A 25,080-nucleotide genomic window follows, 5' to 3' on the forward strand; every position below is an offset into this window, starting at 1 on the left:
CGCTGGCTAAATCGCGCCGATCAATCCCCCATCAACCCGAATCACCGCGCCGGTAATGTAGCTGGCAGGCTGGCTTGCCAGAAACGCAGCGACGGCGCCGTACTCCTGCGGTTCGCCATAGCGCCCGGCCGGAATGCTCTGACGACTCTTTTCGGCGACCGCTTCCGCACTGCTGTTTTCCCGTTGCGCCTTGAAAGCATCCAGCTGACTGACGCGGTCGGTCGCGATGCGCCCTGGCACCATCACATTCACCGTCACGCCGTCGCCAGCCACTTCGCTGGCGAGGGTTTTCGACCAGCCGAGCAGGCTCATGCGCAGCGCGTTCGACAGGGCGAGACCGGGAATGGGGGTTATCACGCCGGATGAAGTGGTGGTAATAATGCGTCCCCAGCCGCGGCTGCGCATGGCGGGCAGGAGTTTATCGGTGAGCTGAATCAACGAGGCGACCATGACTGAAAACTGCTGTTGCCAGACTGCGCCATCCGTCCCCTGCGCCGGTGCGGGCGGCGGACCACCGGAGTTGTTAACCAGAATATCGATATCGCCCCACCGCTCGCGGATATCGGCAATCACTCGATCAAACTGCTCCGGGGCGGCGAGATCCAACCGCCAGGCGCGGGCAGTACCGCCCAATAAGGTGATACGTTCCACCGTTTGCGCCAGTTTTTCCGCGCTGCGGCCGGTGACCGCCACCTTCACCCCTTCCTGCGCCAGCGACAGGGCAATAGCCTGTCCCAGACCACTGCCGGCACCGCAGACCAGCGCCACACGTTGTTGTATCTGAAAATCCATAAGTGCTCCTGATTGTATTTTCAGAAGCAATATGTGCAAGAGCGATGCCAGTTATGCGCGGGCGTTTTTAACATTGACCTGGTCAAAGGCGTATTGCAGATGCGTTCTCATCAACTCTGCCGCCAGTTCCGGCTTGTTCTCTCGCAGAGCATCGATGATGGCAACATGCTCTTCACACCACGCTTTTACGCGGCGCTTATTGTGATAGCTGCCAAACTCCAGCAGACGGCGCAGCCGGTTTTGTTGCTGAATGGCCTGTAACACGAACAGGTTGCCGCTGGCTTCTGCCAGCAGCTCGTGAAACTCAGCGTCGGTTTCGAAAATCTCTTTTGCCGGCACCTGAGTAATGTCCGGGTGGGTGATGAGCCGCAGATGCCGGGCGCGCAGGCGTTTAAGCATCTGCCTGTCCACATGCAGGCCGGGCGTCAGCAGCGCCGTCGGTTCAATCATCAGGCGAAAACCGTAGCTGTTGCGCAGGGCGACATCGGAGTTGAGGGTTTGCAGGAAGCGCCAGCCGTGCCCCGCGTTACGGGCAATCAGGCCGTCCTCCGATAGCTTGACCAGCGTACGGGTCAGCACGCCGCGATCGACATCATAGCGCTGGCTGATTTCGGTCTGGGTAAACGATTCCGGCAGCGCACCCGCAATACGATCGTGTACCAGCTGCTCGTACAGCTTCTGGTCATTGCTCTTGGACTGCTCAATCTCCAGCAGCTCCAGCTCATTGCTGCGTTTAAGCAGGAAAAAGCCCTGATTCGGACGCGCTTCAACCGCCCCCATTCGGGTCAACTCTTTTAGCCCGGCGCGCACCGGCGTACGCGACACGCCCAGCGCATCGGCAAGATGTTGCTCCCGTAAATGATGACCTGGATCGAATTTTGCTTCGGATATCAGGTCGAGTATTTGCCGGGCAATCCGGCGACTGCTCGCAGTGGAGTCAGGCTGCATGGAGAACGGTTCCCTGAAATGCATTGTTGTGATCGATATATACAATATCACGGGCAACAAAACGCAGCAAAACAAAGCAAGGACTGCACGATTAGCGTGCAATACGCACCAGGATGAGACATTTTTTCACACGCTTGATTGTATTTATTGACTCAATAAATTCAATTTAAATCTTAACCAGGAGACGACTATGTCCAGCAATTCTTTACTGTTTCGCCGCGTGCGTACCTTGATGTTCGCACTGACCGCACTTCCGCTGGTAAGCCATGCTGCGGTGGAAACCATCGCCCCGGGCAAGCTGACCTACGGCACGGCGGCGACGTTTATGCCTTTTGAGTTCGTGAAAGAGGGCAAGCTCACCGGCTTCGATATCGACCTGATTAACGCGCTAAGCAAAGAGATCCAACTGGCGCCTGCGCCGATGCCGATGGAGTTCAAAGGGCTTATCCCAGCGCTGCAGGGGAAACGTCTCGATATCATCAACTCCGCCATGTACGTCAACCCGACCCGTGCCGCGCAGGTCGACTTTGTGCCCTATCTGAAAATCGGCAGCCGCGTGGTGGTGAGCAAAGGTAACCCGGCAAAAATCACCGGACGCGACCTGAGCCTCTGCGGCAAAAACATCGCCGTGACGCTCGGCGGGATCGAAGAGAGCCAGGCCCGGGCAGATAACCAGCGCTGCCTGGACGCCAAAAAACCGGCTATTAACGTCATGACCTTCCCCGCCGCCACCGACTCCGCCGTCGCCGTCGCCCAGGGCCGCGCCGATGCCGAGTTCCTCTCCACGCCGGGGACCGTCGCCCTGTTAACCGAAAAAGCGGGCGTGTTTGCCGCGGTTGGCGACGAATTCGAAGCGGATACCCATATCGCGTTTGCCGTGCGTAAAGGCGACACCGAAACCCGGGCCCTGCTGGAGAAAGGTCTCCAGGGTCTCGTCAAAAATGGCACCTATAAGCAATTGATTGAGAAATGGAACTTCCCTGACTCCGTTGCCCTTTTCTAAGCCGTTTTGCCATTAACCGGAGAAAGCTATGTCGATCGAACTAATGTGGCAGTACTTCCTCTCACCCGAGTTTGTTCAGGGTGCGTGGATGACGCTACTGATTACCCTCTGCTCACTGTTGTGTGGCGTGGTGCTGGGCCTGGTGTTGGCGCTGTTGCAGGAAGCGCCGTTTCGCGCCGGGAGAGGGCTGGCCTTTTTCTACCTGTGGCTGTTTCGCGGGACGCCAGTGCTGTTCCAGATAATCTTTGTCTACAACGTGCTGCCAGGCTTCGGCTTACGCTTCTCCGCGTTTACCTGTGCAGTGCTGGCGCTTTCGCTTAATGAAGGCGCCTACATGGCGGAAATTCTGCGCTCTGGCCTGCAGGCCGTAAAAAGCGGCCAGCGCACCGCCGGCATGGCGCTCGGGATGACCCACGGGCAGATCATGCGAAAAATCGTGCTGCCTCAGGCCGCACGCATCGTTCTGCCGCCGATGGGTAACCAGATGATCAGCATGCTGAAATCGAGCGCGCTGGTGTCGGTTATCGCCGTTCAGGAGCTGCTGCTGGTCGCCAACCAGACCGCCAGCGCCAGCTTCCGCTACTTCGAAGCGCTTTGCGCCGCCGGTCTCTATTACCTGCTGCTCACCAGCCTGTTCATGATCTTCCAGTCGTGGCTTGAAAGCGTACTGGATCCCAAACAGCGGCGCAGCAAGAGCCAGAAGCGACTGACCCGCCTGTTTAAATTACCGAAAATCGCCCGGGAGGAACCATGAGCGAGAAACCGCTGCTGGAGATGATCGGCATTGATAAGACTTTTGGTCGCCAGACCGTGCTCAAGAACTGCTCACTTGAGGTGCAGCGCGGGGAAACCGTGGTGCTGATTGGGCCATCGGGCTCGGGAAAATCCACCCTGCTACGCTGCGTCAACATGCTCTCACCTGCCGACAGCGGCGACATCTTTTTCGCCAGCCAGCACATCAGCCGGGGCGAAGTGCCGGTGCACAAACTGCGCCAGCGTATTGGCATGGTGTTCCAGAACTACGAGCTGTTCTCGCACCTGACGGCGGCGGAAAACATCATGCTGGCCCCAATGACGGTGCTGGGGATGAACCGCATTGATGCCCGCACGCTGGCGGACAACCTGCTGGCGAAGGTGCGCATCAACGAACGCGCGGACCACTTTCCGGACGAGCTCTCCGGCGGCCAGCAGCAGCGCGTGGCGATTGCCCGTGCCCTGGCGATGAAGCCCGAGCTGATGCTCTACGACGAACCCACCTCAGCTCTCGACCCGGAGATGATCCGCGAAGTGCTGGAAGTGATGGCAGAGCTCAGCACGGAAGGGATGACCAGCATGGTGGTGACCCACGAGATGGGCTTCGCCCGGCGGGCCGCCAACAACATTCTTTTTATGGAAGACGGCGAAATTATCGATCGCGCCAGCACCGGTGATTTCTTCGCCGGCCACGTCAGCGAGCGCGCGCAGCGCTTCCTGACGCAAATATTACATTAATTATGGAGTTCCTATGTCCAGTTACCAGGTTGACAGCGCACGAATGAAAAAGGATTTAGCGACGCTGGTTGCCATCAATACGGAAAATCCGCCGGGCCATGAGCGTGAAGCCGCCGAATGTCTGGAAGGCTGGCTGCTGACCGCCGGGTTCGATCTCTCCTTTAGCGAATACGCGCCGGGGCGGACCAACGTTATCGCCGTCCTGCACAATGGACCGGGACCGTGCTTCGCCTTCAACACCCATATCGACACCGTTCCGGCGGGCAGCGGCTGGGCGAGCGATCCCTTCACCCTCAGCGAACGCGATGGCCGCCTGTACGGGCGCGGCGCCTGCGATGCCAAAGGCCCGCTGGTGGCGATGGTTGAAGCCCTGCGTCTGCTGGCCGCCAACCGTCAGCGCTGGTCCGGCACCTTGATGGGCGTGTTCACCGCCGATGAAGAGATCGCCAGCGAAGGGGCGAAATTTTACGTACGCGACACCCCGCCGGCGATTGATTTCGCGGTGATTGGCGAGCCGACATCGAATGCGACCTTCTCGGCTCACAAAGGCAGCTTGCGCCCTCGCGTGCGGGTAAAAGGCGTCACCGCGCACTCCGGCACGCCGGAGCTGGGGGTTAACGCCATTTACCAGTCCGCGCGCCTTTTAGGGCTGATCGAAGAGGCCCACCACCTGCAGGTGCGTTGCCGCTGCCACGATCTGGTCGGCAACGCCAGCCTGACGGTGACCCGCATCCACGGCGGCCATGCGGACAACGTGGTGCCAGACAGCTGCGAGCTGCTGCTCGATCGCCGCATGGTACCGGGGGAAGACGAAGAGGTTGTTAAAGCCGAACTGCAACAGCTGCTCGACCACGCGTACGCGCAGGCAAACGTGGAAGCGGAAATTATCGCCTGGCAGCCCACCACCGGCGGCGCGACGCAAACCGACAGCAGCGAAGCCATTGTCGAGCAAAGCCTTGCCGCCTGCCGCCGTCACGGACAGAGCGAACCCGGCCCGTTTGGTTTTCAGGGCGGCTGCGACCTGGTGCATTTCTGTTCGCTGGGCGCAAAGGGCGTGGTGATTGGCCCCGGCTCGCTGGCCGTGGCCCACAAGCCCGATGAATTCGTCCCCGTCGATGAATTTATCGCCGCGGCAGATATCTATCTCGATATTGCGCTCGCCATGCTGCCGCCGGCGTCCGATTTATGAAAGCGCAGCTCTTTCGGGGAGACCTGCATTACGCCGGCGTGACGCTGCATACCGCCGCCTCCGGCCCGGTGACGGCGCTCGACACCCTCTGGTTGCGCCTGGAAGACCGTGGCGTGACGGGGATTGGCGAAGTGCGTCTCAACATTCGCTACCTGCACGGCTACCGCGAAGAGCAGGTGCTGAACAACCTGCTTCAGCGCCTCAACGGTTGGGACTGGCGCCAGGAGCCCGCGGCGCAACTTGCCGCGCTGCACGAGGAGGACCGCACGCTGCTGCCGCCGTCGCGCATGGCGCTGGATATGGCGTTGCACGATTTAATGGCGCGTCAGAACGGGGTCAGCGTCGCCGCCTGGCTGGGGGCGCCAGCTGGCCTGCCCGCCTGGCACACCAATCAGACGCTGTTCTGGGGCAGCGAAGCAGAGATGCTGGCGCAGGCGCAGCGCTATGTCGATCGCGGTTTTACCCAGCTGAAGTTACGCACGGGGATAGCGGATTTCGCCACCGACCTGGCCCGCCTGCAAAAGCTGACGCTGCGGTTTGGTCAGCAGATTTCGCTGGCGATTGACGTGAATGGCCAGTGGTCGCTGGCGCAGGCTCACGCGGCGTTCCCTTATCTGCGCGAGCTGAATCTCAGCTATATCGAACAGCCGTTAAGCCCGGCAAACGATAGCCAGCTTGCTGAACTGTACGGCTACGGCATCCCGATCATGCTCGACGAAAGCCTCAACAGCGAGTCGGCCATCACCCGGCTTATCGCCGCCAAAGGTGCGCTGTGGGGGCATCTCAAGCTGGTGAAACTGGGGGGGCTTACTCCGACGCTTGCCGCCGCCGTCCGTCTGCGACTCGCCGACGTGCCGTTCATGATTGGCCAGATGAATGAAGGCCATGCCGCCACCGCCGCCGCGCTCCAGCTGTGCCGCGTGGTGCAACCGGCATTCGCCGAACTGTATGGCGCCGATGGATTAACCGACGATCCCGTCAGCGGGCTGGAATACCGCAATGGCATGGTCGCCGTTAACGACTCTCCCGGTCTGGGCGTGCAGTTCGATGCCGCGCGGGCCAACTTACTCCAGGAGTTTAATGATGCAAGATGTTAACAATGTGATTCAGGGCAGCGAGTCCGCCTTTCGCGCCGACGAATATGCGCAGCGCATTCAGCGTACCCGCGAACGCTTAAGCCGCGCGGGCGTGGACGTGATGATCGTGACCGGCCCGGAAAACATTTTCTGGCTTACCGGTCAGCAAACGCCGGGCTATTACACCTTTCAGGCGCTGCTGCTGCCGGTAGAAGGGGATCCGGTCTTTGTGATTCGCCAGCTCGAATACTTTAACTTTATCGCCAACACCTTTATTTCAGACGCCGCCATCTACCAGGATGGCGATAACCCGGTGGATTTTCTGGTGGGCATGCTGCAACAGCGCGGCTGGCTCAACAAACGCATTGGGCTGGACAAACGCGGCTGGTTCCTGCCGATTGCCGTCTATGAAGCCCTGCAGGCGAAGCTCGGCACCATCGCCGATACCGCGGGCGTCATCGAACCGCTGCGCGCGGTGAAATCGGCGGCGGAGGTGGAAAAAATCGCCCTCGCGGCGCGCTATGTGGATGCGGGCATGCGCGCCGGGATGGCGGCGATTGGCAGCGGCGCGGACGAAAACGCGCTGGTCTCCGCGATGATGGGGGCCGCTATTGCCGCCGGTTCCGAGTATGTCGGCATGGAACCGCTGGTTTCTACCGGCCCACGCAGCGGCGTGCCGCACGGCACCTGGCGACGTCGGGTGATGCAGGATAACGATCCGGTCTTTCTGGAGATGTCCGCCGCCCACGATCGCTACCACGCCGCGATGATGCGCTCCGCCTGGCTGGGCCGTCCGCCCGCTATCGCCATCGAAATGGAAAAAGTTTGTCAGGAAGCCCTGCAGGCCGCCCTCGACGCCATTCGTCCGGGCGCCACCTGCGAATCGCCGCACCTGGCCTGCCAGAAGGTGATCGACCGCGCGGGATTCACCGAAAACTTCAAAAAACGCACAGGTTACTCCATCGGTATCGCCTTCGCGCCGGACTGGGGCGAAGGCGGCATTCTCAGCCTGTACAGCGGCGTCACCACCGAGCTGCAGCCTGGCATGACCTTCCACATCCCGCCGGCCCTGCGTATCTACGGTCAATTCACCGTCGGCGTCAGCGAAACCGTGGTGGTGACTGAAACCGGATATCGCCAGCTGGGTTCCCTGGCTCGCCCATTAACGCTGCTGTAAGGAAAGAAAGATGAAAGATATCAACGAGTGCCGTGAACGCCTGCGCGGCATTTTCAACATCACCGTCACCCCGTTCACCGCCAGCGGCGCGATCGACTTCCCGGCGCTGCGTGAAAATATCGAACGCGTGATTGATCTGGGCTATGACGGCCTGCTGATTGGCGGCACCTACGGTGAGTTTCCGGTAATGACCGTCGAAGAACGCCGAGAGCTGTTTCATGAGGTGATGGGCTGCGTGGACGACCGCGTGGCGGTGATGCTGTGCAGCGCCAGTTCCGACCCGCGCGACGCCCGCGAGCTGACCCTGCTGGCAAGCGAGCTGGGCGGACTCCCGATGGTCACCGCCCCCTTTGTTAGCGAAATCACTGACGAACAGATCGTCAGCTACTTCAATGAGATGGCGCCGTTATCCAAAACCGGCATTCTGGTGTACAACGCGCCGGGTATCGGCATCACCCTCTCCCCGGCGCTGCTGGAACGGCTGGCAGAGATCCCGAACGTGGTCGGCATCAAACAGGGCGATCTCAACCCAACCGCCATCGATCAGATTGCCAACCGCCTGCGCGGGCGGCTGCGTTTGTTCTGTGCCTCCGATCTGGCTTTCCTCGGGCCGATGATGGCCGGGTTTGACGGCATCAGCACGACCAACAGCGGCGCGCTGCCGGAGCTGATCGTCAATACCTTCCGCGCCGTAGAACGGGGCGACGCCGCCACCGCCCGCGATTTGCATCAGCTGTGGTACGCGTATCGGGCGCTGGCGCGCAAACACGGTCAGCCGCAGCTGGTGAAAGCGGCGATGGCGCTGCGCGGCTTTAACGGCGGCACCGTACGCGCACCGTTAAAACCGATCGGCGACGCGGCGCTGGCAGAGCTGACCCGCGTAATGCAGGAGCTTGCCAGCGACCATCGCAGCGGGGTTACGCTGGCGCGTTAAGCGCCGCCTGTAGGAAGGCGACGAACAGCGGATGGGGCGCATCCGGGCGGGACATCAGTTCCGGATGCCCCTGAACCCCGTGCCAGCACGGCAGCTCAGGCTGGGAAACGGCTTCCACGATACCGTCGCTTTGCGCGCTCACGCGGACCCCGCAGGGAGACAGCGCCGGCAATAACTCGGGGTTAAAGCAGTAGCGATGGTTGTAGTGCATTTCGCGGATATCGCCGGGGATAAGCCCGGAGGAAAAAGGGAATACGCCGCAGCGATGACGGCCATCGGCAAAGGGAACAAAGCTGTGCAGGGCTTCATCGGGGGCGACTTCCGCGGGAATGGCCGATTCGAAACCCGGGCTACGGCGCACGGCTGCGGTCATCATGCTCTGCATTCCCAGGCACAGCCCCAGCGTTGGCTGCCCGCGGGCCAGGGTCTCTTCCGCCACGCGGATTTGTCCGTTGACCGCCGCCATCGAGGAACCGCCTGGCAGCACCACGCCCTGGAAGGCCTGAAGCTCGTGTAATCCCGTGGACAGGCTGACCGGCGCAAAGAAATGGACCTCCAGGTTCAGCCCCAGCGACGCCGCGGCATCGCCCAGCGAGCCGAGCGTGGCGGGATAGACCAGACGGTGGTCCGCCTCGCGGCCAATCAGCGCGATGCGCAAGGACCCGCCGGCAGACGACGACACGCCGCTATCCCAGCGGCCGTAGCGGTCGGTGGTGAGATCTAACAGCGTGTGTTGCCCATCGCTGAGCGTCAGGCGGTGGCGGCTGTCGTCGCTGTAAAGCCGCTGGCCCGGCAGGTCGGCGATAAGCGGCGCCTGCGAGGACGCCAGCACAATGACGGCGTCTGATGACGGCAGGAGGGCGATATCGCGCACCTCTTCACGCAGCGTATCGCTGCGCCAGAGGCCGCTGGTCACGCAGTACCCTGCACGAATGACGTGCTGGTGGCTATCGGGTACATCCCCGGCGAAGTCGGGGCGAAGGCTCCAGAGGGGCAACCCAAGACGATTGGCCCACAGGCTGGCGGTGATACCGTAGCGGGCGGGCGCGGAGCTGTTATCGAGAATAAAGATCGGTGACACGGCGAGTTTCCTGCTGATGTTGGGTACCTAATTGTATTAATTGAATCATTAGATACAAAAGAGGATTTATGAATAACAGTCAAATCGCCCGTCGTATGCAATCCGTACGGCCTTCTCCGACCGCGGCCATTTCTGACCAGGTACGGGTACTGGAAGCCGCAGGCAAGCAGGTTATCAACCTGGGCGAAGGGGAACTGGATTTTGCTACCCCGCCCCATATTAGCTATGCGGGCATTGAAGCTATCGTGCATCACCAGACTAAGTATACCGCCGTTTCCGGCACCGCAGCGCTCAAGGCGGCCATTGCCGCCAAGTTCGCTCGCGACAATCAGCTGCGCTACCGTCCGGAAGAGATCATCGCCGGGAGCGGCGCCAAACAGCTTATTTTCAACGCCTTTCTGGCAACCCTGGACGCCGGGCAGCAGGTGATTATTCCCGCGCCCTACTGGGTCTCTTACCCAGATATGGTCTCTCTGGCCGACGGCGAACCGGTGATTGTGCCCTGCGATGAACAACACGGCTGGAAGCTGACGCCGGAACAACTGGCCGCCGCCCTCACCCCGTCAACGCGCTGGTTGATCCTCAATTCGCCGGGTAACCCGACCGGGGCGATTTACAGCGAGCGGGAGCTACGCGCGCTGGCAGACGTGCTGGCGGACTACCCGCAGGTGCTGGTGATGGCCGACGACATTTATGAGCCGCTGCGTTACGACAATACCCCGTTCACCACGTTTGCTCAGGCCGCGCCGCAGCTGGTTTCGCGCACGCTGACGGTGAACGGCGTGTCCAAAAGCCACGCCATGACCGGCTGGCGTCTGGGCTATGCGGGTGGGCCGCAGTGGCTCATTGCCGCCATGCAGATCCTGCAATCACAAAGCACCTCCAACCCCAGCGCGATTTCGCAGGCTGCGGCGGTCGCTGCCCTTAACCATTCGGCGGACTTCTTAGACGGCTGGCTGCACACGCTGGATAAACGCCGTCAGCAGGTGCTGGGGATGATTGCCGCTACCGAGGGCCTGAGCGCTGGCATCCCCCAGGGCGCATTCTATGTGTTTGCCAACTGCCAGCGGCTCATTGGGCGAGTGACGCCCGCCGGCGAAACCCTCCGCGACGACAGCGGGCTGGCGAACTGGCTGTTAGAACACACTCAGGTGGCCGTGTTACACGGGTCCGCGTTCGGCATGCCGGGGTATTTACGTATTGCCTACGCGGTAGAAGATGGGCTGCTGACGCAGGCCTGTCAGCGGATTGCCGAAGCCTGCGCGCAGCTGCGTTAGGGCACGCAAGCACCACTTTGGCGCCCTGTAAAAAGAAAACCCCGCGCGATGTACTGGCCGGGGTTGTTGAATGCGGGCGCTCCGTTTTCTCAGCTCGCCAGCGCAATAGCGCGGCAAAAATTCCTCGCCCTGCCCCCTCCGTCGGGGCGAAATTGCGAAATGCATCACAGTCCAGGAAATAACTTAACAGGTTAACCGGTTAAGTTGGGTTGAGAGGTTGATCGGACAATCGGGTACGGGTATCGTAAGCCTACGAAATAAAATAAATGTAAACAGAAACTGGCGAAACAATGAAAGCAACGGCACAGTCAACGAAATACCAGGTGATAAAGGCAGCACTGTTAGATGAAATAAGAAACGGCACTTTTAAACCCGGGGAAAAATTCTACAGTGAGTCGGAATTAAAAGAGCGTTACTCCGTCAGTTCCGCCACGGTTATTCGCGCTATTCACGAAATGGTCAATGAAGGCTACCTGATTCGCTATCAGGGTAAAGGCACTTTTGTTTCGAAAGCCAAACGAAATGAGAACATTATTTTCTCAGAATCAGATAACGATTTAAAAGGCATGCAGTCGGTTAAAGTTATCGCCTGTGAACTGGAAAACGATCCGTGTATTAAAGAAAAACTCGGGTTAAATGATGATGAAAGATATTATCGTATTGCGCGCTTAAAGTTTGATAATAACAAACCTTATGCATTACAGATTTCGCATATTCCGGCCCGCTACTTCGCCAGTCAATTGACGATTAAGAATTCGGCACTCAGCTCTATTTATGAGGCTTTTAAGGTTAACAATGGTCTTGATATGTACACCATGCCCTATCGGCAGACCATCTGCGCCCTGACCGATGCTGCGCCAGAAGTCCTGCAGCACCTTGAGCTCACGGCTCACCAGCCCGTTATCATGATGAAACGCTATACCCACGACGAGCAAGGTCAGGTGATTGAATATATTGAGACCTGGAAACGGTTAGAATCATTTTATATTGAAATAAGAACGCCAGATAAGGGGGCAGGATGAACCAATTATTATTAATCTCTCATGGGGGTTTCGCCAGCGGTGCCAGACAGGCCACAGAATTAATACTCGGAGCGCAGCCAAACCTTCATGTAGTTGAACTGGATGGTGAGAAAGGGATAGCAGTATTTAAACAGGAACTTCTCGATAAAATCACCATCCTTAGCGCAGCAAAATCCAAAATTATTATCCTCTCTGATTTAAAAAGTGGTTCGCCGTATAACTCCGCAATGGAGATTATTGTCACTAACAACCTATGGAATAATATCACCCTGCTCTCTGGGATGAATTTAAACTTAATTCTGGAAATGGCCATGGCAATTGATGAAAGTCACTCGCCAGCCTCGCTGAATGAAATAATAACTACGGCGCGTGATGGTATTTACCATTTACAGCAGGCAGCGCTTGCCGCCCACACAGACGACGGAGACGAGTAAAAAATGGAGCACATTGCGGTCTGGCAGATAGCGTTACTGACGCTTTATTCAGGGCTGGCGATATACGACGGCAACAACACGACGCTTGGGTTAGTGAAACCGAGCATGGCGGGCTTCTTTGCCGGCCTCATTATGGGCGATATGACCACCGGGCTTATCGTCGGCGGCACCCTGAACCTGCTGGTACTGGGCGTGGGCAACTTCGGCGGCGCGTCGATCCCGGACTACATGACCGGTGCGGTGCTGGGTACCACTTTCGCGATCATCAGCGGCCAGGGCGCGGCGTTTGGCGCCACCATTGCGGTGCCGATTGGTCTCTTAATGGTACAGCTGGATATCCTCGCCCGCTTCAGCAACACCTTTATACATCATAAGGCCGACAGGCTGATTGAAGAGGGTCAGGTGAAGGCGGCGGCCAGGATGAACCTGCTGGGCCAGGTGCCTATTTCGCTCTCGCGTATGCTGCCGGTGCTGTTGGCGCTGATCCTCGGGGCAACCTTTGTTAATGACGTCGTGACCTGGATCCCCGCGTCCATCATGAACGGTCTTAAAGTCGCCGGTGGCCTACTGCCTGCGCTGGGTATCTCCATCCTGCTGCGCTATTTACCGATTAAGAAGAACATCTCGTTTCTGATTCTGGGCTTTTTCCTGGCGGCCTATCTGAAAGTGCCGGTGCTGGGCGCCGCGCTGCTGGGTCTGGCAATTGCGCTTTACGTCTTCAACTCAGAAAAACAGGTAACGCAAACTACCAAATCCCCGGCAAATGGAGCAATGGGCGATGAATAAAGTACTAAAACGCGTGTTCTGGCGCTGGTTCCTGTTCGGTCAGTCAGGCTGGAACTACGAAAAAATGCAGGGTCTGGGCTATCTGTACAGCATCTATCCGTTCCTTGAGAAAAAGTACGCAAAACCCGAAGAGCAGAAGGACGCGGCGAAGGTACACAGCCAGTTCTTTAACACCAACAACACCATGGCGCCGGGGATCCTCGGGGTGAACATCGCCCTGGAAGAGCAGACCGGGCTTGCGGGCAAAGATGCGGTTGCCGGGATAAAAACCGGTCTGATGGGGCCGCTGGCGGGCATCGGAGATACGCTGTTCTTTGTTATTCCGACCACCATTATCGGTTCTGTCGCTTCGTACCTCGCGCTGCAGGGCAACCCGGTGGGGCTTGTTCTCTGGCTACTGTTCGCCCTGGTTCGCATGCTGTTTATGCGCTTTAGCATCAGCAAAGGGTATCAGGAAGGGGTCAACCTGCTGGGGTCTTTGACCAATAACCTCAACAAAATTACCCGCGCAGCCAATATTCTCGGGCTGACGGTTATCGGGGCGCTTATCCCCTCGGTGGTGAAGGCGAATCTTAATTTCGAATTCAGCTACGGCGAGGTGTCGCTCAAGCTGCAGAGCATTGCCGACCAGATTATGCCCGGGCTTATTCCGCTGCTGGTTGTGGGGTTCACCTGGTGGCTGCTGGGGCTCAAAAAGATGAACTCGACTCGGGTCATTTTTGTCCTGATTGCTTTAGGTATTATCGGCTACAACCTGAATATTCTCGGTTAAGTAACACATTGATTTAAGGAACTTATCATGAAAGGTATTGTGCATATTCGTGTCGATGACCGGCTGATCCACGGCCAGGTGGCCACCCGCTGGGTAAGCCACTTCAACGCCAACCGTATTATGGTGATTGACGACGCCGTAGCTGCAAACGATGTAGAGAAAATGCTGCTGCGCAGTGCAGCCCCGGAAGGCTGCAACACCTCTATTCTCTCTTTTGAGAAAGCCAGCGCCAATATCCTCGCCGGCAACTACGACGGTCAGCGCGTACTGATCCTGCTGAAGACCCCGGAGCTGGCGCTGAAGCTGATGAACGCCGGAATTGCCCTCCCCCAGCTCAATATCGGCAATATGTCCAACAAAGACGATCGCCGCCAGATCAAACGCTCGGTCAGCGTCAACGATGCTGAGATCGCGGCCATCAACGCGCTGCTGGAAAAAGGCGTGGCGGTGACGGCGCAGATGACGCCGGAAGAGCCGAACGCCTGTATCACCACGTTTTTAAAAGCCGATAAGGGATAAGGGATAAGAGATGTCACCACATCAGCAGCAGTATTATCAGCATGTTTTAGCGACGCTGAATCAGGTGTTTCTTACTCAGAGCGCTGAAGTTGAGCAGGCGGCGGCGCTGTTTGCCGAGTGCGTCAAAGCCAACGGCATTATTCACGGCTTTGGCTCCGGCCACTCGTTTGCCGCGGCGGTTGAGCTGGCCGGTCGTGCGGGCGGCCTGGTCAATACCAAAGCCATTGACCAGTTCTATGGGCCAACCGGCTGGTTTGATTCGCTGAAAGGGATTGGCGACATCTTCTCCGGGCTGCTCGATCTGCGCGAGTCAGACTGCTTTGTGATTATCTCCAACTCCGGCACTAAACCGCTGCACGTTGAGCTGGCACGCAATGTCAAAGAGAGGGGGCTGAAGCTGGTGGTTATCACCCGCTACGCCGGTGAGTCGACGCCAACGAGCGAGAGCATTCGCGACTATGCCGATGTCACTCTCGATAACGGCTGCCCGTCCGGTGACTGCACGCTAAGTATGGATAACGGCAACATCATGACCGGTCCGGTGTCCTCGCTGTCTGCGGCCTTCATCATCAATAACGTGGTGATCCGCTGCATCGAGATGCTGCTGGAACAAGGTATCGCGCCGCCGGTAATGCGCAGCATCAATCTGCCCGGCGGTAAAGAATACAACGACATGCTGATGAGTCAGTACAAAGAGCGCGTATTCACGCTGTAGGGAAAAATCATGAAAGAGAGTCTGTCGAATCGCCTCACACCGCTGCCCTTTCCTGCCCTCACGCCCGACGCCTGTCGGGATGAGCTGACGGCGTGCGCGCGACGCATCGCGCGTAACATGGGTCTGTACGGCGAGAAATTCCCCTCAGCCTGCACGATCCATAATCGCTACGTTCTGAAAGAGAATAACGACTGGACCAACGGATTCTGGACCGGGATGCAGGCAATGGCCTGGGAGTTCAGCGGCGATCGCGCCTACCTGGACGGCGTTGAACGCAATGTGGCGAGTTTTAAAGCCCGCCTGGCGGCGCACCACGTCCTCGATCACCACGATATCGGCTTCCTTTATAGCCTGTCGGCAGTCGCGTACTGGAAACTGACGGAGCGCGAAGCGCTAACCCCGCTTATTCTGGCGGCGGCCGATCTGCTGGTAAACCGTTTTCACCACAGCGCCGGTTTTATCCAGGCCTGGGGGACGCTTAACGACCCGCAGGAGTACCGGCTTATTATCGATTCATTGATTAACCTTCCCCTGCTCCACGTGGCGGCAAAGATCAGCGGTGAATCACGTTATCGGGAAGTGGCTGAACGCCACTATGCGGCGGTCATCAACAACATTTTTCGCGAAGACGGCTCCACTTTCCATACCTTCTATTTTGACCAGACAAGCGGTGCGCCTTCGCACGGGAAAACCTTTCAGGGCTACAGCGATAACTCCTGCTGGGCCCGCGGCCAGGCGTGGGCCATTCTCGGCATCCCGCTTCACTGGTCGGCTACCGGCGAAACCGACCACTACGAACGGTGGCAGCAGGCCTGCGAGTATTTCTTCCGCTACCTGCCGGAGGACGGCGTTCCCGCCTGGGATCTGCTGCTGGCTGCAGATCCGGACGCCCCGAAAGACAGCTCCGCGCTGGCGATTGCGGTCTGCGGCCTGCTGGAAGCGCATAAGCACTTTCCGGATGCCGGTTACCAGAAACTGGCGCGTCAGTGTCTGCTGGCATTAATGCGCGGCGCGTCTGCCCGCGATGATGATGTCTGCGAAGGCTTACTTAAACATGGTGTTTACGCCTATGCCCTCGGTAAAGGCATCGATGAATGTAATCTCTGGGGAGATTACTTCTATATGGAAGCGTTATACCGAGTCTACCAACCACAATGGTCAGGATACTGGTTATGACAATGATTCAGAGCTATTTAGATATCGTCCAGAAAAAACTTAACGACATTACTCAACAGCAAAGCCATAAAATCACTTCCACCGCCGTGGAACTGGCAAAAATCATTAACCAGGGAGGTGTAATTTATATTTTCGGCTGCGGCCACTCACATATTTTCGCTGAAGATGTATTTTATCGTGCCGGAGGAATCGCCCCGGTTCGGCCAATATTTATCGAACCTTTAATGTTACATCAGGGGGCGGCGGCCTCATCATATTATGAAAAACAGAATGACTATATTGCTGAGCACCTGGAGAGATTCTCGATCACCAGTAAAGATGCGCTGATTGTTATCTCAACTTCCGGGATTAACCCCGCTCCGGTCGATGCAGCGCTCTGGGCAAAACAGCACGGGGCATTTACCCTGGCGCTGACCAGCTTTCTGTATGCCGAGACCCAACCGTCGAAGCACAAGGCTGGCCTTAAGCTGCGGGACTGCGTGGATGTCGCCATTGATAACCAGGTGCCAATCGGTGATGCGGTGCTTTCCCTTACGGAGCATGCAACGCCGTTCGCGCCGGTTTCCTCAATGACCGGGCTATTTATTATGCACACCCTGTTCGCGGAAATCATAGCGAACCTGGGGAGTGAAAATAAATCTCTGCCGGTATTTTTGAGCGGTAACATTGCGAATTCCTCAAAACATAATGAATATCTTCTCGAAAAATACGGTGCGCAAATCCCGGAGCTCATAAATAACACGAGTTTTAAATAAGCAGTACATCCCCTCGCCCTATAATACATGGTTTTATAAGGTATATAATAATGACAAGTCATAGACTCAGAGTTTCTCTGTGTACACCGCTGTTTCTTTTTATTGCCGCAGATGCCTTTGCGGAAGAAGAAACGGATTATGAAGCGCCTTCTCAGTTTGAGAAAGCGTTTTATGATGAAGGAAAATTAAATCTCAATACCTCACTATATATTCGTCATCGTGCTGTAAAAGACCCCGCGACCGGTAAATACGGACTGGGTCCAGCCGGGATCCAGAACCAGACCGGTAACGTGGCAATTAGCTATATTTCAGGCTATTACCAGGACGTTATTGGCTTTGATTTCTGGGGCAACGCCAACATTAAGCTCGGGCATACCGTCGGTCAGTCGGAGATCCTTTACTACGACTACGATTGCGGCGAGCCGGGCAAGTTCAGCCCGTGCGAGAAGTCCTACATGAGCGTGTCGGTTGCCGCACTCAAGCTCAACCTTGGCGATGCAGGCACCAACTTCAAGCTGGCCGCGGGCTATACCCCCATTAACTCCGGTACCGTAAAAAGCAGCTGGGGCCTCAACCCTCACGCTTTTCGCGGGTTTGACAGTGCCCTGACCCTCGACAAACTGAGGCTGACCTACGCCTGGGCCGACCGCTTCAAGAACGACTGGAGCCGTGATTTTAAACCGATGACTACGGCCTGGCACCAGAACAACGCCGCCGGACTCGATGACAACGGCAAAACCATTAAAGCCGGTGCAATCATCGATTACATTCACACGGTGGGCGCAGTCTATAACTTTGGCAGTACCGTGCTTGACGTGGGCTATGGCGAAGGTAAAGGCTACCGTCGCAACTGGCAGGCACAGGTAGAGCGTCACGATACGTTGACAAAGGATGTCTCCCTGCAGAGTAAGCTCTTCTACCAGGGTGCGCGCTACATTGAAGATCTGTCGAAAATTAAAGATCCTGCAACGGAATATTATGTGGGGGTTGGTTTTAACCTGAGCCACGACAACACCGTGTGGTCCCTTGGCTATAGTCAGAACTACGCCCCGAACACCGGAGATTACAACTTCCGCTTAACCCCGTGGGCGAACTCCGATAAGCGTGATTATCAGCCGACGCTGTCGCAGCTGGAAGACTTTAACGTTTCCGGCGCCCGCGCGGTTCGTTTTGGCGTGAGTTATAACTTTGCCGATCTTAATCTACCGGAGTTAACCCTGGGCGGTGCCGGAACCTACGGCTGGCACGTGGTTAGCGATGTCAGTAAAACCGGTTCGGCGAGAAAGTACGACGGGAACATGGTGTCGTTCGATCTTTCCGCTCGCTATCTGGTGGCGGACGGCATGGCGAAAGGCCTCTCCTTTACCCTGCTCCCGGCGCTCTTCCGGGCGACAGACAGCAACTATAAAACCGATCGTAACGACGTGAAGTTTATCGTCGGCTACAGCATCAATATCTTCTGAGCCCGCCCCCCTCAACAGCGCATGAGGGGGACTTTGCGAGGGGAACCGCACCTGTCAGCTTCAAACGGCCAGAGCGGGTTACTCAACCGAATGGCATACAGAATAGCGGCACATAAGAAAAAACCCCGAGCGATTAAAGAGCTCGGGGTTTGTATGACCGGCTTGCACGATGCCGAAGAAAGCAAAAGAACCATCAGGACTAGCCGTAGATAGATAAGTGACATTAAAATAACACTCGGAGATAGTTCGAACTGTTTTTGACCTGCTACCTTGTCATACTAAACATTTCTCTGTAGATAATTCTGGCTTACTCCCTCACCATTTTCATATATTCATAAAATATGATAACCATCACATTCATGATCAGGATGCCAATTTTTGATATAGCTAGCTTTTACTTTTTGCTACAGATGGTAATGCACCCTAAAAAAGGAATTAATCATGAAAATGACAATAATATATGCACTACTATCCGTATTTTTTGGAGTATATGGAACAACGGCCAGTGCCAGTAACACAAATCAAGTGTCACAAAATTTAGAAACTGCAATTCCCAAACAAAAGCAAATAGTTACCGGCAATTGGGACGAGTTCAACTCAAGAAAAATTGACAGGCTCATTCAAGAAGCAAAGCAGAAGCCAGCGCATTCTTTATATGCTGTTTTTGATTTTGACAACACAACAGCTTTTCTGGATATCGAAGAGGCAACGCTTATCTATCAACTAGAAAACCTTAAATTTTCGATGAAACCTGAGATATTGAAAGAGATAATTTACAAAGATATACCGCCTTCAAACTTTAACTCGGATTATAATAATAAAAATCATCAACCGGTTAATATAAACCTCATTGGTCAAGACATTATTGATAGCTACACATGGCTATACAATAATTACAGCGGATTTGCGGGTAATAAAACGCTTGATGAAATTAAAAAAAATTCTAATTATATGAATTTTATAGTGAAAATGAGATATGTATATGATGCAATAGGTGGGTCATTCGACCATGAGGTATCTTATCCATGGGTGACGTATCTCTTTTCTGGCATGTCCAAAAAAGAAGTAGCTGATTTAGTGCACGATACTATTGAGTGGCAAAATAACCAGCCTATCGGAAAGGTGACATGGGTAAGCCCGGCAGATATGGCAGGCCGAGCTGGTATCGTATCAGTAACATGGAAAAATGGATTCAGGCTGATCCCAGAAATGCAGACATTATATAAAAACCTACAGCAGGCAGGTGTTGATGTTTATGTCATTTCCGCTTCTGCTTTAGATGTGATAAAAAGCATCGTTACTACAGAAAAATATGGTTTTTCTGTTCCTGAGTCTCATGTCTATGCAATGCATCCCTTATATGATAAAGAAGGTAGATTGACTCACAGCCTCGATCCATACTATCCCCAGACGCAAGGTAAAGGTAAAACCGAAACCATAAAGAAATTTATACAACAACATTACAAAAATACAGGACCAATATTAGTTGCTGGCGATAGCGAAGGAGATCAAAACATGATGTCCGACTTTAATGACACAAAGTTAGTTCTTATTATTAACCGGCTACGCTCATCTGACACCATTATCGGTGAGTTATCAGCTAAAGCCGTTCGTGACTATAATAAAGATGATGCAAAAATATTATTACAAGGAAGAGATGAAAATAAAGGGGAATTTTTACCATCACAAAGTAGCATATTGATGGGCACTAATAACAAAGTATCTTTACCATAGGTATCGACTTACAGCAATGCCTCTTACTTGAAACGGGGGCATTGCTAGTGAAATGATATTAATTACTTTAAATATAACATCATGACCTTGTCATAGTACATTATTTATAATAACGCCTGACGTTGATATTTTTAAAGGATTAAAAATCATAATACTACGCAGTATAATCAAACATTCCTTTTTAAGCATGAACATATTAAATCCAGCGACTTTAATAACAACATTCAATTTATGACATAAGTCCTCTATACAACATCCATTGTTTTTTCATAAAAACCTGAGGTCAAAGAATAACCATTTTCATCCAGATTATTAAACACATCCAAAATTCCGTTAGTTGTATAAACCAACAAATGTGTAAATACTTCTATTTTATTATTTTCAATAACCAAATAATCCACACCAAGTTTTACCGATGATATCCTGTTATTTAGACATCCCCTGATTTCTTTTGGACTATTTGTCACCCAGCGAACTTGATTATACTCAATCGAAAACGGAAGTGTTAGATCATTACTTAACCATAGTTCATCAAATTTAGACCAGGCAATAGAGATTACCTCACCTCCATCAAAGTAGATTCTTATGGGTAAATCATTCCAGGGTTCCCAGTCATCAAAATAAATCTCGGCCGTTTCATACTTGATAATTTTTTTACCAAGCAATTTAAAAAAACAAGTATATATATTGTTAACTTTATTCATACCTTGAGCCTCATATCCTGAAGACTTAAAACCAGGCTGATATTAAAACATACTCATCCAGACACGCTGGTCTTTACAATCATCTTAACGAATTTTTGGACGTCCCATTCTTTGATATCTGAAACTTGCCCATCGCCGATTTCGATCAAACGAAGATTGGATGAAGCTGTCTCAACCATATCTATTGAGAAAAAAGGGGAGCCTATATGCTTCGCTATTTCATGAACAATAGCAGGGATAACATCATCAGCAGAGTAGACATTTCCATAGAATGAAAAATATCTACGTTCTGTTTCGGGTTTTAGGTCCTCAACCTTTCTAAGCACGACACCACCCTCTATTTCTCCGCGATATTGTTTAATATGGGCTAAAATCCCCTGTATTTCCTCGGCATTTTTCGCTATCGAACCACGCGATGTCGTAAGTGATTTAACATAGTCTTTAACAAAATATGAAGGCCATTTTAATCGTGATGTGATTTTTTCGAAATCATCATTCTCAGTAAGTAAAATAGTTTCAGGTGTATAATCACTACATGATCCGTACCAGCCCGTAATATAGTGGCAAGAAGCGTAATCATCAGGAGAAACTAACATTTCCGCACTATGACTTTTAACAGTATTGTATAATGTTTTATATTCTTTCTGTTTAAGCATCCAGCCTCGCCAAATAACTGGTGCATGCGCCTCAAGGTTTCCTGAAAGTTTAATTTTGCTATCTAATAAATGCTGTGATGATAGCAAAACACATTTTACTCCGTTGTCACTTGCACAGTTGAATTCATCCTCATAATTTTCATCAACTCTATTCAGATTAAAATAATCACTTGGGTAAATTATTTGCATGAAACCTATCCTTTTCTTAATATTTGTCTATATTATGGGTAACGTAACACTCTATTGGCAGTGATGTATAATTTATATACTCGCCTGTTTATCTGCTCGGAGTGTGTTAAATGACTTAACGCCGGGGGGATTATTCACTGACGTCTTTACAGAGCCCGCTTCGAAATGCATTAGCCCTCACCTGAATGATGAGTATTTGAAAGGGTATTTATTGAGCAAAGGACGGACTTTAGATGTAAAAAAGCCCGTATAAACGGGCTTTTTGTACTACTTTATGCACTATAAAATCAAAACCATTCTTCAAGCTATTGATTTTATTTAGAATTTGGCGGAAGCGTAGAGATTCGAACTCTAGAACCCTTTCGGGTCGCCGGTTTTCAAGACCGGTGCCTTCAACCGCTCGGCCACGCTTCCAATGAGGCGCACTATAAACACCTCTGTTCAGGCTGTAAAGCACCAATTTATTCAACTGCCTTAAAATTAAACAAAAACGCGTTATTCGTCTGAAATTCAGGCAGTTTGCGCAGATTTTCAGCGCAAGCCGCCCTCTTCGCGTTAATGTTTTTTGATGTACATATCTTTGGTGTAGTAATACCCCAGCTTATCCGGCGTAAATCCCCCTACCCATGGCTTGACCAGATGGGTGCGCACGTAGTGATAGACCGGAATGGCCGGAACATCCTGACCTAACAGATCCTCCGCCTGCTGGTAGAACTTGCCCCGTGCCGTCGTGTCAGAGGCTTTTGCCGCATTGCGCAGCGCCTCATCGTAGGCCGGGTTGCTGTACTGGCTGGTATTTTCACTGTCGCCGGTGCGGAAGTTATTGAGAAACGTCGCGGCGTCGTCATAGTCGGCTATCCACGCGTAGCGCACGGCGTCAAAATTATGCGTATGCATGGCGTCGAGCATGGTCTTCCACTCCTGGTTTTGCAGCTTTGCCTCAACGCCAAGGTTCTTTTTCCACATTGAGCTGGCGGCGATGGCAATTCGCTGGTGAGATTCGGACGTGTTATAGAGCAGATTAAAGACCAGCGGATGGGTCTCATTATACCCGGCTTCGCTCAATAGCTTTTTCGCCTCGGCGATACGCTTCTCGCGCGGCCAGCTGGCGTACTCGGGATTGTGCAGCTTCACCCCGCCGATGTCAGGCTGGCTGATAAGCCAGGCCGGACGCTGCCCCTGCCCCAGCACCTTCTCCGCGATAATGTCTTTATCGAGAGCCATATTGAGCGCCCGTCGTACGCGGGGGTCGTTAAACGGCGGCCGGGTGGTGTTGAATTCGTAATAGTAGGTGGCCAGCTGCGGCGAAACATCCAGCTGATCGCCCATGGTTTTTTTGAGCTGGGCAAACTGATTAATCGGCACCGTATACACGATGTCGATCTCTCCCGCCTTATAGCGGTTGACGTCGGCGGTTTCAGAACTTATCGGCAGGTAGGTCACCTTATTGATGACCGTATGCGCGTTATCCCAGTAGCGCGGATTGCGCTCGGCCACAATGCGCTCATTCACCACCCACTGCGACAGCTTATAGGGCCCGCTGGTTACGATATGCTCCGGTTTGGTCCATTTGTCGCCGTAGCGCGATATCAGCACTTTATCGAGCGGAACCAGAGACGGGTGCGCCAACATCGCCAAAAACGCCGCATTCGGCTGAGTTAAGGTCACCTCGAAGGTGGCATCATCCAGCGCCTTGACGCCCAGCGTCTCGGGCGCTTTTTTGCCCTGCGCTATCTCTGCCCCGTTGACGATATGCATATTGCCGGGATAGCTCGCGTAAGGCGACGCCGTGAGCGGCGACACCAGACGCTGCCAGCTCCAGACAATATCCTGCGCCGTAATCGCCGTACCGTCGGACCAGGTCACCCCGGGACGCAGGTGGAACGTCCAGACGGTGTTGTCCTTATTCTCCCACTTCTCCGCCAGCCGGGGCTCAATCTCTCCTGCTGGCGATACGCTGACCAGCCCTTCAAAAAGATCGCTGATAATGTTGTTTTCAACGTCGCTTTCCACTTTATGCGGATCCAGCGACGACGGTTCGCTGCCGTTATTTCTGACCAGTTCTTGCTTTTCGGCCAACGCCGTTCCCGGCGGTACCTGAGCGGCCAGCGCCGGGATGACCATGGAGAACAGACCGACGGCCACCAGTACGCGTGTGATGTGATTATATTTTTGTGTTTTCATATCCCTTGCCTTTGTTACGCTTCGTGAGTACCCTCTCCAGAGTTAGTCGCAGAATGGCTATAACGCAATATTTTTCAGTGAGTTATCAGATTTCGATCTGACTCCGGAAGGCGAACAAATAAAAATGCCACTTATCCCGATTTTCCTGGAATAATGTGCTGCATTCAGCCCGCTGACTTTGAGTAAAGATGGGTAAAAGCATTAGGGCTTAGGCCCTGTTTTTTTTATGCTTCGTTATTAATTACATCTGTCATAAGAGAGTGACTCATGGATCGTATAATTACATCGTCGCGAGACCGTTCATCGCTACTTAGCACGCACAAAGTTCTGCGGAACACCTATTTCCTGCTTAGCCTGACGCTGGCATTTTCCGCTATTACGGCGACGGCCAGCACGGTGCTGATGCTGCCTTCTCCGGGTCTGATTCTGACGCTGGTCGGTATGTACGGCCTGATGTTCCTGACCTATAAAACCGCGAATAAGCCAACGGGTATCATTTCCGCGTTCGCCTTTACCGGTTTTCTGGGCTACATCCTGGGGCCAATGCTTAACGCCTACCTGTCTGCGGGTATGGGCGATCTGATTGGCCTGGCGCTGGGCGGTACCGCGCTGGTGTTCTTCTGCTGCTCGGCCTACGTGCTGACCACCCGTAAAGATATGTCCTTCCTCGGCGGAATGCTGATGGCGGGCGTGGTGGTCGTGCTTATCGGTATGGTTGCCAACATTTTCCTGCAGCTGCCGGCTCTGCATCTGGCGATTAGCGCGGTGTTTATCCTGATCTCTTCAGGCGCCATTCTGTTTGAGACCAGCAACATCATCCGCGGCGGTGAAACCAACTACATCCGCGCGACCGTTAGCCTGTACGTCTCGCTGTACAACATCTTCGTCAGCCTGCTGAGCATCCTTGGCTTCGCCAGCAGAGACTAATCCTCTCCCCGTCTGTACTCAGGCCCCGCTTATGCGGGGCCTTATTTTTTGCTACACTGCCGCCATTTTCAGCGGT

Annotated in this window: 25 protein-coding genes and 1 tRNA gene; 19 read left to right on the forward strand and 7 right to left on the reverse strand. The window is 54.1% G+C overall.

The features are described 5' to 3' along the window. Positions 1–6 precede the first annotated feature (6 nt). Together JLG71_RS18025 and JLG71_RS18030 are read right to left on the reverse strand one after the other, a co-directional pair. Positions 7–792 carry an SDR family oxidoreductase gene (locus tag JLG71_RS18025; RefSeq protein ID WP_064375155.1) on the reverse strand — a complete coding sequence of 262 codons (786 nt, stop codon included), beginning with the start codon at positions 790–792 and terminating at the stop codon, positions 7–9. A 51-nt stretch (positions 793–843) separates the two neighbouring features. Then, positions 844–1,740, reverse strand: coding sequence for a GntR family transcriptional regulator (locus tag JLG71_RS18030; RefSeq protein WP_014838004.1), 897 nt, complete (start codon positions 1,738–1,740; stop codon positions 844–846). A 190-nt stretch (positions 1,741–1,930) separates the two neighbouring features. Here JLG71_RS18030 and JLG71_RS18035 point away from each other — a divergent pair, with 190 nt between their 5' ends. From JLG71_RS18035 to JLG71_RS18065, 7 genes are read left to right on the forward strand one after another with little or no spacing between them, the layout of a single operon-like run. Continuing rightward, positions 1,931–2,743, forward strand: a complete 813-nt coding sequence (locus JLG71_RS18035; protein WP_064375154.1) for an ABC transporter substrate-binding protein — start codon at positions 1,931–1,933, stop codon at positions 2,741–2,743. A gap of 28 nt (positions 2,744–2,771) precedes the next feature. After that, on the forward strand, positions 2,772–3,497 hold the full coding sequence (locus JLG71_RS18040) for an amino acid ABC transporter permease (protein WP_025106181.1): 726 nt from the start codon (positions 2,772–2,774) through the stop codon (positions 3,495–3,497). Positions 3,498–3,508: 11 nt separating this feature from the next. Beyond that, positions 3,509–4,234 (forward strand): amino acid ABC transporter ATP-binding protein, encoded by a 726-nt coding sequence (locus JLG71_RS18045; RefSeq protein ID WP_455196263.1) that lies wholly within the window; start codon positions 3,509–3,511, stop codon positions 4,232–4,234. Between the two features lie 13 nt (positions 4,235–4,247). After that, positions 4,248–5,423 carry a M20 family metallopeptidase gene (locus JLG71_RS18050; protein WP_200913727.1) on the forward strand — a complete coding sequence of 392 codons (1,176 nt, stop codon included), beginning with the start codon at positions 4,248–4,250 and terminating at the stop codon, positions 5,421–5,423. Beyond that, positions 5,420–6,520 carry a mandelate racemase/muconate lactonizing enzyme family protein gene (locus JLG71_RS18055; RefSeq protein WP_200913728.1) on the forward strand — a complete coding sequence of 367 codons (1,101 nt, stop codon included), beginning with the start codon at positions 5,420–5,422 and terminating at the stop codon, positions 6,518–6,520. Before JLG71_RS18050 ends, JLG71_RS18055 begins: the two co-directional genes overlap by 4 nt. Beyond that, entirely contained in the window at positions 6,507–7,676 is a 1,170-nt protein-coding gene (locus tag JLG71_RS18060; protein WP_048263175.1) for a M24 family metallopeptidase, read from the forward strand. Before JLG71_RS18055 ends, JLG71_RS18060 begins: the two co-directional genes overlap by 14 nt. 10 nt (positions 7,677–7,686) lie before the next feature. Beyond that, positions 7,687–8,610: a dihydrodipicolinate synthase family protein gene (locus JLG71_RS18065; protein WP_004849574.1), complete on the forward strand. Its 924-nt coding sequence runs from the start codon at positions 7,687–7,689 to the stop codon at positions 8,608–8,610. Here the strand turns inward: JLG71_RS18065 and JLG71_RS18070 are convergent. After that, the gene (locus tag JLG71_RS18070; protein ID WP_200913729.1) at positions 8,594–9,691 is read right to left on the reverse strand and encodes a glutamine amidotransferase-related protein; all 1,098 of its coding nucleotides are present in this window, start codon (positions 9,689–9,691) and stop codon (positions 8,594–8,596) included. The two genes, JLG71_RS18065 and JLG71_RS18070, sit on opposite strands and share 17 nt — an antisense overlap. A gap of 68 nt (positions 9,692–9,759) precedes the next feature. On the opposite strand from JLG71_RS18070, the gene JLG71_RS18075 reads away from it, so the two are divergent. The 11 genes from JLG71_RS18075 (at position 9,760) to JLG71_RS18125 (ending at position 20,344) form a co-directional block, all read left to right on the forward strand. Then, entirely contained in the window at positions 9,760–10,968 is a 1,209-nt protein-coding gene (locus JLG71_RS18075; protein ID WP_186006458.1) for a pyridoxal phosphate-dependent aminotransferase, read from the forward strand. A gap of 290 nt (positions 10,969–11,258) precedes the next feature. Continuing rightward, positions 11,259–11,990, forward strand: a complete 732-nt coding sequence (locus JLG71_RS18080) for a GntR family transcriptional regulator (protein WP_014837997.1) — start codon at positions 11,259–11,261, stop codon at positions 11,988–11,990. Continuing rightward, positions 11,987–12,424: a PTS sugar transporter subunit IIA gene (locus JLG71_RS18085; protein WP_014228688.1), complete on the forward strand. Its 438-nt coding sequence runs from the start codon at positions 11,987–11,989 to the stop codon at positions 12,422–12,424. The genes JLG71_RS18080 and JLG71_RS18085 overlap by 4 nt, the downstream gene beginning before the upstream one ends. Positions 12,425–12,427: 3 nt before the next feature. Beyond that, positions 12,428–13,210, forward strand: coding sequence for a PTS mannose/fructose/sorbose/N-acetylgalactosamine transporter subunit IIC (locus JLG71_RS18090; RefSeq protein ID WP_080528665.1), 783 nt, complete (start codon positions 12,428–12,430; stop codon positions 13,208–13,210). After that, a complete protein-coding gene (locus JLG71_RS18095; protein ID WP_103815013.1) occupies positions 13,203–13,982 on the forward strand; it encodes a PTS system mannose/fructose/sorbose family transporter subunit IID in 780 nt (259 codons plus the stop codon). Before JLG71_RS18090 ends, JLG71_RS18095 begins: the two co-directional genes overlap by 8 nt. Positions 13,983–14,009: 27 nt before the next feature. Next, positions 14,010–14,501, forward strand: coding sequence for a PTS sugar transporter subunit IIB (locus tag JLG71_RS18100; RefSeq protein WP_014837995.1), 492 nt, complete (start codon positions 14,010–14,012; stop codon positions 14,499–14,501). 10 nt (positions 14,502–14,511) lie between these two features. After that, complete coding sequence (locus JLG71_RS18105; protein ID WP_200913730.1) at positions 14,512–15,216, forward strand: sugar isomerase domain-containing protein; 705 nt, start codon at positions 14,512–14,514, stop codon at positions 15,214–15,216. Positions 15,217–15,225: 9 nt separating this feature from the next. Further along, on the forward strand, positions 15,226–16,392 hold the full coding sequence (locus tag JLG71_RS18110) for a glycoside hydrolase family 88 protein (RefSeq protein ID WP_032749727.1): 1,167 nt from the start codon (positions 15,226–15,228) through the stop codon (positions 16,390–16,392). Continuing rightward, positions 16,389–17,147: an SIS domain-containing protein gene (locus JLG71_RS18115; RefSeq protein WP_049083501.1), complete on the forward strand. Its 759-nt coding sequence runs from the start codon at positions 16,389–16,391 to the stop codon at positions 17,145–17,147. The genes JLG71_RS18110 and JLG71_RS18115 overlap by 4 nt, the downstream gene beginning before the upstream one ends. 50 nt (positions 17,148–17,197) lie before the next feature. Then, positions 17,198–18,610, forward strand: a complete 1,413-nt coding sequence (locus JLG71_RS18120) for an OprD family outer membrane porin (protein ID WP_064358350.1) — start codon at positions 17,198–17,200, stop codon at positions 18,608–18,610. A 441-nt stretch (positions 18,611–19,051) separates the two neighbouring features. Next, on the forward strand, positions 19,052–20,344 hold the full coding sequence (locus tag JLG71_RS18125; RefSeq protein WP_200913731.1) for an HAD family hydrolase: 1,293 nt from the start codon (positions 19,052–19,054) through the stop codon (positions 20,342–20,344). 245 nt (positions 20,345–20,589) lie between these two features. Here the strand turns inward: JLG71_RS18125 and JLG71_RS18130 are convergent, their stop codons facing one another. From JLG71_RS18130 to JLG71_RS18145, 4 genes are all read right to left on the reverse strand, one after another. Continuing rightward, positions 20,590–21,048: a hypothetical protein gene (locus JLG71_RS18130; RefSeq protein ID WP_148851919.1), complete on the reverse strand. Its 459-nt coding sequence runs from the start codon at positions 21,046–21,048 to the stop codon at positions 20,590–20,592. 53 nt (positions 21,049–21,101) lie between these two features. Next, positions 21,102–21,893, reverse strand: coding sequence for an ATP-grasp domain-containing protein (locus tag JLG71_RS18135; protein ID WP_148851918.1), 792 nt, complete (start codon positions 21,891–21,893; stop codon positions 21,102–21,104). A 326-nt stretch (positions 21,894–22,219) separates the two neighbouring features. After that, positions 22,220–22,307, reverse strand: a tRNA-Ser gene (locus tag JLG71_RS18140). A gap of 141 nt (positions 22,308–22,448) precedes the next feature. Further along, a complete protein-coding gene (locus JLG71_RS18145) occupies positions 22,449–24,077 on the reverse strand; it encodes an ABC transporter substrate-binding protein (protein WP_200913732.1) in 1,629 nt (542 codons plus the stop codon). A gap of 267 nt (positions 24,078–24,344) precedes the next feature. Here JLG71_RS18145 and yccA point away from each other — a divergent pair, with 267 nt between their 5' ends. Then, a complete protein-coding gene (gene yccA / locus JLG71_RS18150; protein WP_004100829.1) occupies positions 24,345–25,004 on the forward strand; it encodes an FtsH protease modulator YccA in 660 nt (219 codons plus the stop codon). Positions 25,005–25,080 lie beyond the last annotated feature (76 nt).

It is taken from the genome of Klebsiella michiganensis (genome assembly GCF_015139575.1).
In the GTDB taxonomy this organism is placed as follows: Bacteria; Pseudomonadota; Gammaproteobacteria; order Enterobacterales; family Enterobacteriaceae; genus Klebsiella; species Klebsiella michiganensis.

Excerpts from the sequence above, each read along its gene's own strand:
- JLG71_RS18025 (WP_064375155.1), bottom strand. The coding sequence starts at position 792 with ATGGATTTTCAGATACAACAACGTGTGGCGCTGGTCTGCGGTGCCGGC.
- JLG71_RS18030 (WP_014838004.1), bottom strand. The coding sequence starts at position 1,740 with ATGCAGCCTGACTCCACTGCGAGCAGTCGCCGGATTGCCCGGCAAATA.
- JLG71_RS18035 (WP_064375154.1), top strand. The coding sequence starts at position 1,931 with ATGTCCAGCAATTCTTTACTGTTTCGCCGCGTGCGTACCTTGATGTTC.
- JLG71_RS18040 (WP_025106181.1), top strand. The coding sequence starts at position 2,772 with ATGTCGATCGAACTAATGTGGCAGTACTTCCTCTCACCCGAGTTTGTT.
- JLG71_RS18050 (WP_200913727.1), top strand. The coding sequence starts at position 4,248 with ATGTCCAGTTACCAGGTTGACAGCGCACGAATGAAAAAGGATTTAGCG.
- JLG71_RS18055 (WP_200913728.1), top strand. The coding sequence starts at position 5,420 with ATGAAAGCGCAGCTCTTTCGGGGAGACCTGCATTACGCCGGCGTGACG.
- JLG71_RS18060 (WP_048263175.1), top strand. The coding sequence starts at position 6,507 with ATGCAAGATGTTAACAATGTGATTCAGGGCAGCGAGTCCGCCTTTCGC.
- JLG71_RS18065 (WP_004849574.1), top strand. The coding sequence starts at position 7,687 with ATGAAAGATATCAACGAGTGCCGTGAACGCCTGCGCGGCATTTTCAAC.
- JLG71_RS18075 (WP_186006458.1), top strand. The coding sequence starts at position 9,760 with ATGAATAACAGTCAAATCGCCCGTCGTATGCAATCCGTACGGCCTTCT.
- JLG71_RS18080 (WP_014837997.1), top strand. The coding sequence starts at position 11,259 with ATGAAAGCAACGGCACAGTCAACGAAATACCAGGTGATAAAGGCAGCA.
- JLG71_RS18085 (WP_014228688.1), top strand. The coding sequence starts at position 11,987 with ATGAACCAATTATTATTAATCTCTCATGGGGGTTTCGCCAGCGGTGCC.
- JLG71_RS18090 (WP_080528665.1), top strand. The coding sequence starts at position 12,428 with ATGGAGCACATTGCGGTCTGGCAGATAGCGTTACTGACGCTTTATTCA.
- JLG71_RS18095 (WP_103815013.1), top strand. The coding sequence starts at position 13,203 with ATGAATAAAGTACTAAAACGCGTGTTCTGGCGCTGGTTCCTGTTCGGT.
- JLG71_RS18100 (WP_014837995.1), top strand. The coding sequence starts at position 14,010 with ATGAAAGGTATTGTGCATATTCGTGTCGATGACCGGCTGATCCACGGC.
- JLG71_RS18105 (WP_200913730.1), top strand. The coding sequence starts at position 14,512 with ATGTCACCACATCAGCAGCAGTATTATCAGCATGTTTTAGCGACGCTG.
- JLG71_RS18110 (WP_032749727.1), top strand. The coding sequence starts at position 15,226 with ATGAAAGAGAGTCTGTCGAATCGCCTCACACCGCTGCCCTTTCCTGCC.
- JLG71_RS18115 (WP_049083501.1), top strand. The coding sequence starts at position 16,389 with ATGACAATGATTCAGAGCTATTTAGATATCGTCCAGAAAAAACTTAAC.
- JLG71_RS18120 (WP_064358350.1), top strand. The coding sequence starts at position 17,198 with ATGACAAGTCATAGACTCAGAGTTTCTCTGTGTACACCGCTGTTTCTT.
- JLG71_RS18125 (WP_200913731.1), top strand. The coding sequence starts at position 19,052 with ATGAAAATGACAATAATATATGCACTACTATCCGTATTTTTTGGAGTA.
- JLG71_RS18130 (WP_148851919.1), bottom strand. The coding sequence starts at position 21,048 with ATGAATAAAGTTAACAATATATATACTTGTTTTTTTAAATTGCTTGGT.
- JLG71_RS18135 (WP_148851918.1), bottom strand. The coding sequence starts at position 21,893 with ATGCAAATAATTTACCCAAGTGATTATTTTAATCTGAATAGAGTTGAT.
- JLG71_RS18145 (WP_200913732.1), bottom strand. The coding sequence starts at position 24,077 with ATGAAAACACAAAAATATAATCACATCACACGCGTACTGGTGGCCGTC.
- yccA (WP_004100829.1), top strand. The coding sequence starts at position 24,345 with ATGGATCGTATAATTACATCGTCGCGAGACCGTTCATCGCTACTTAGC.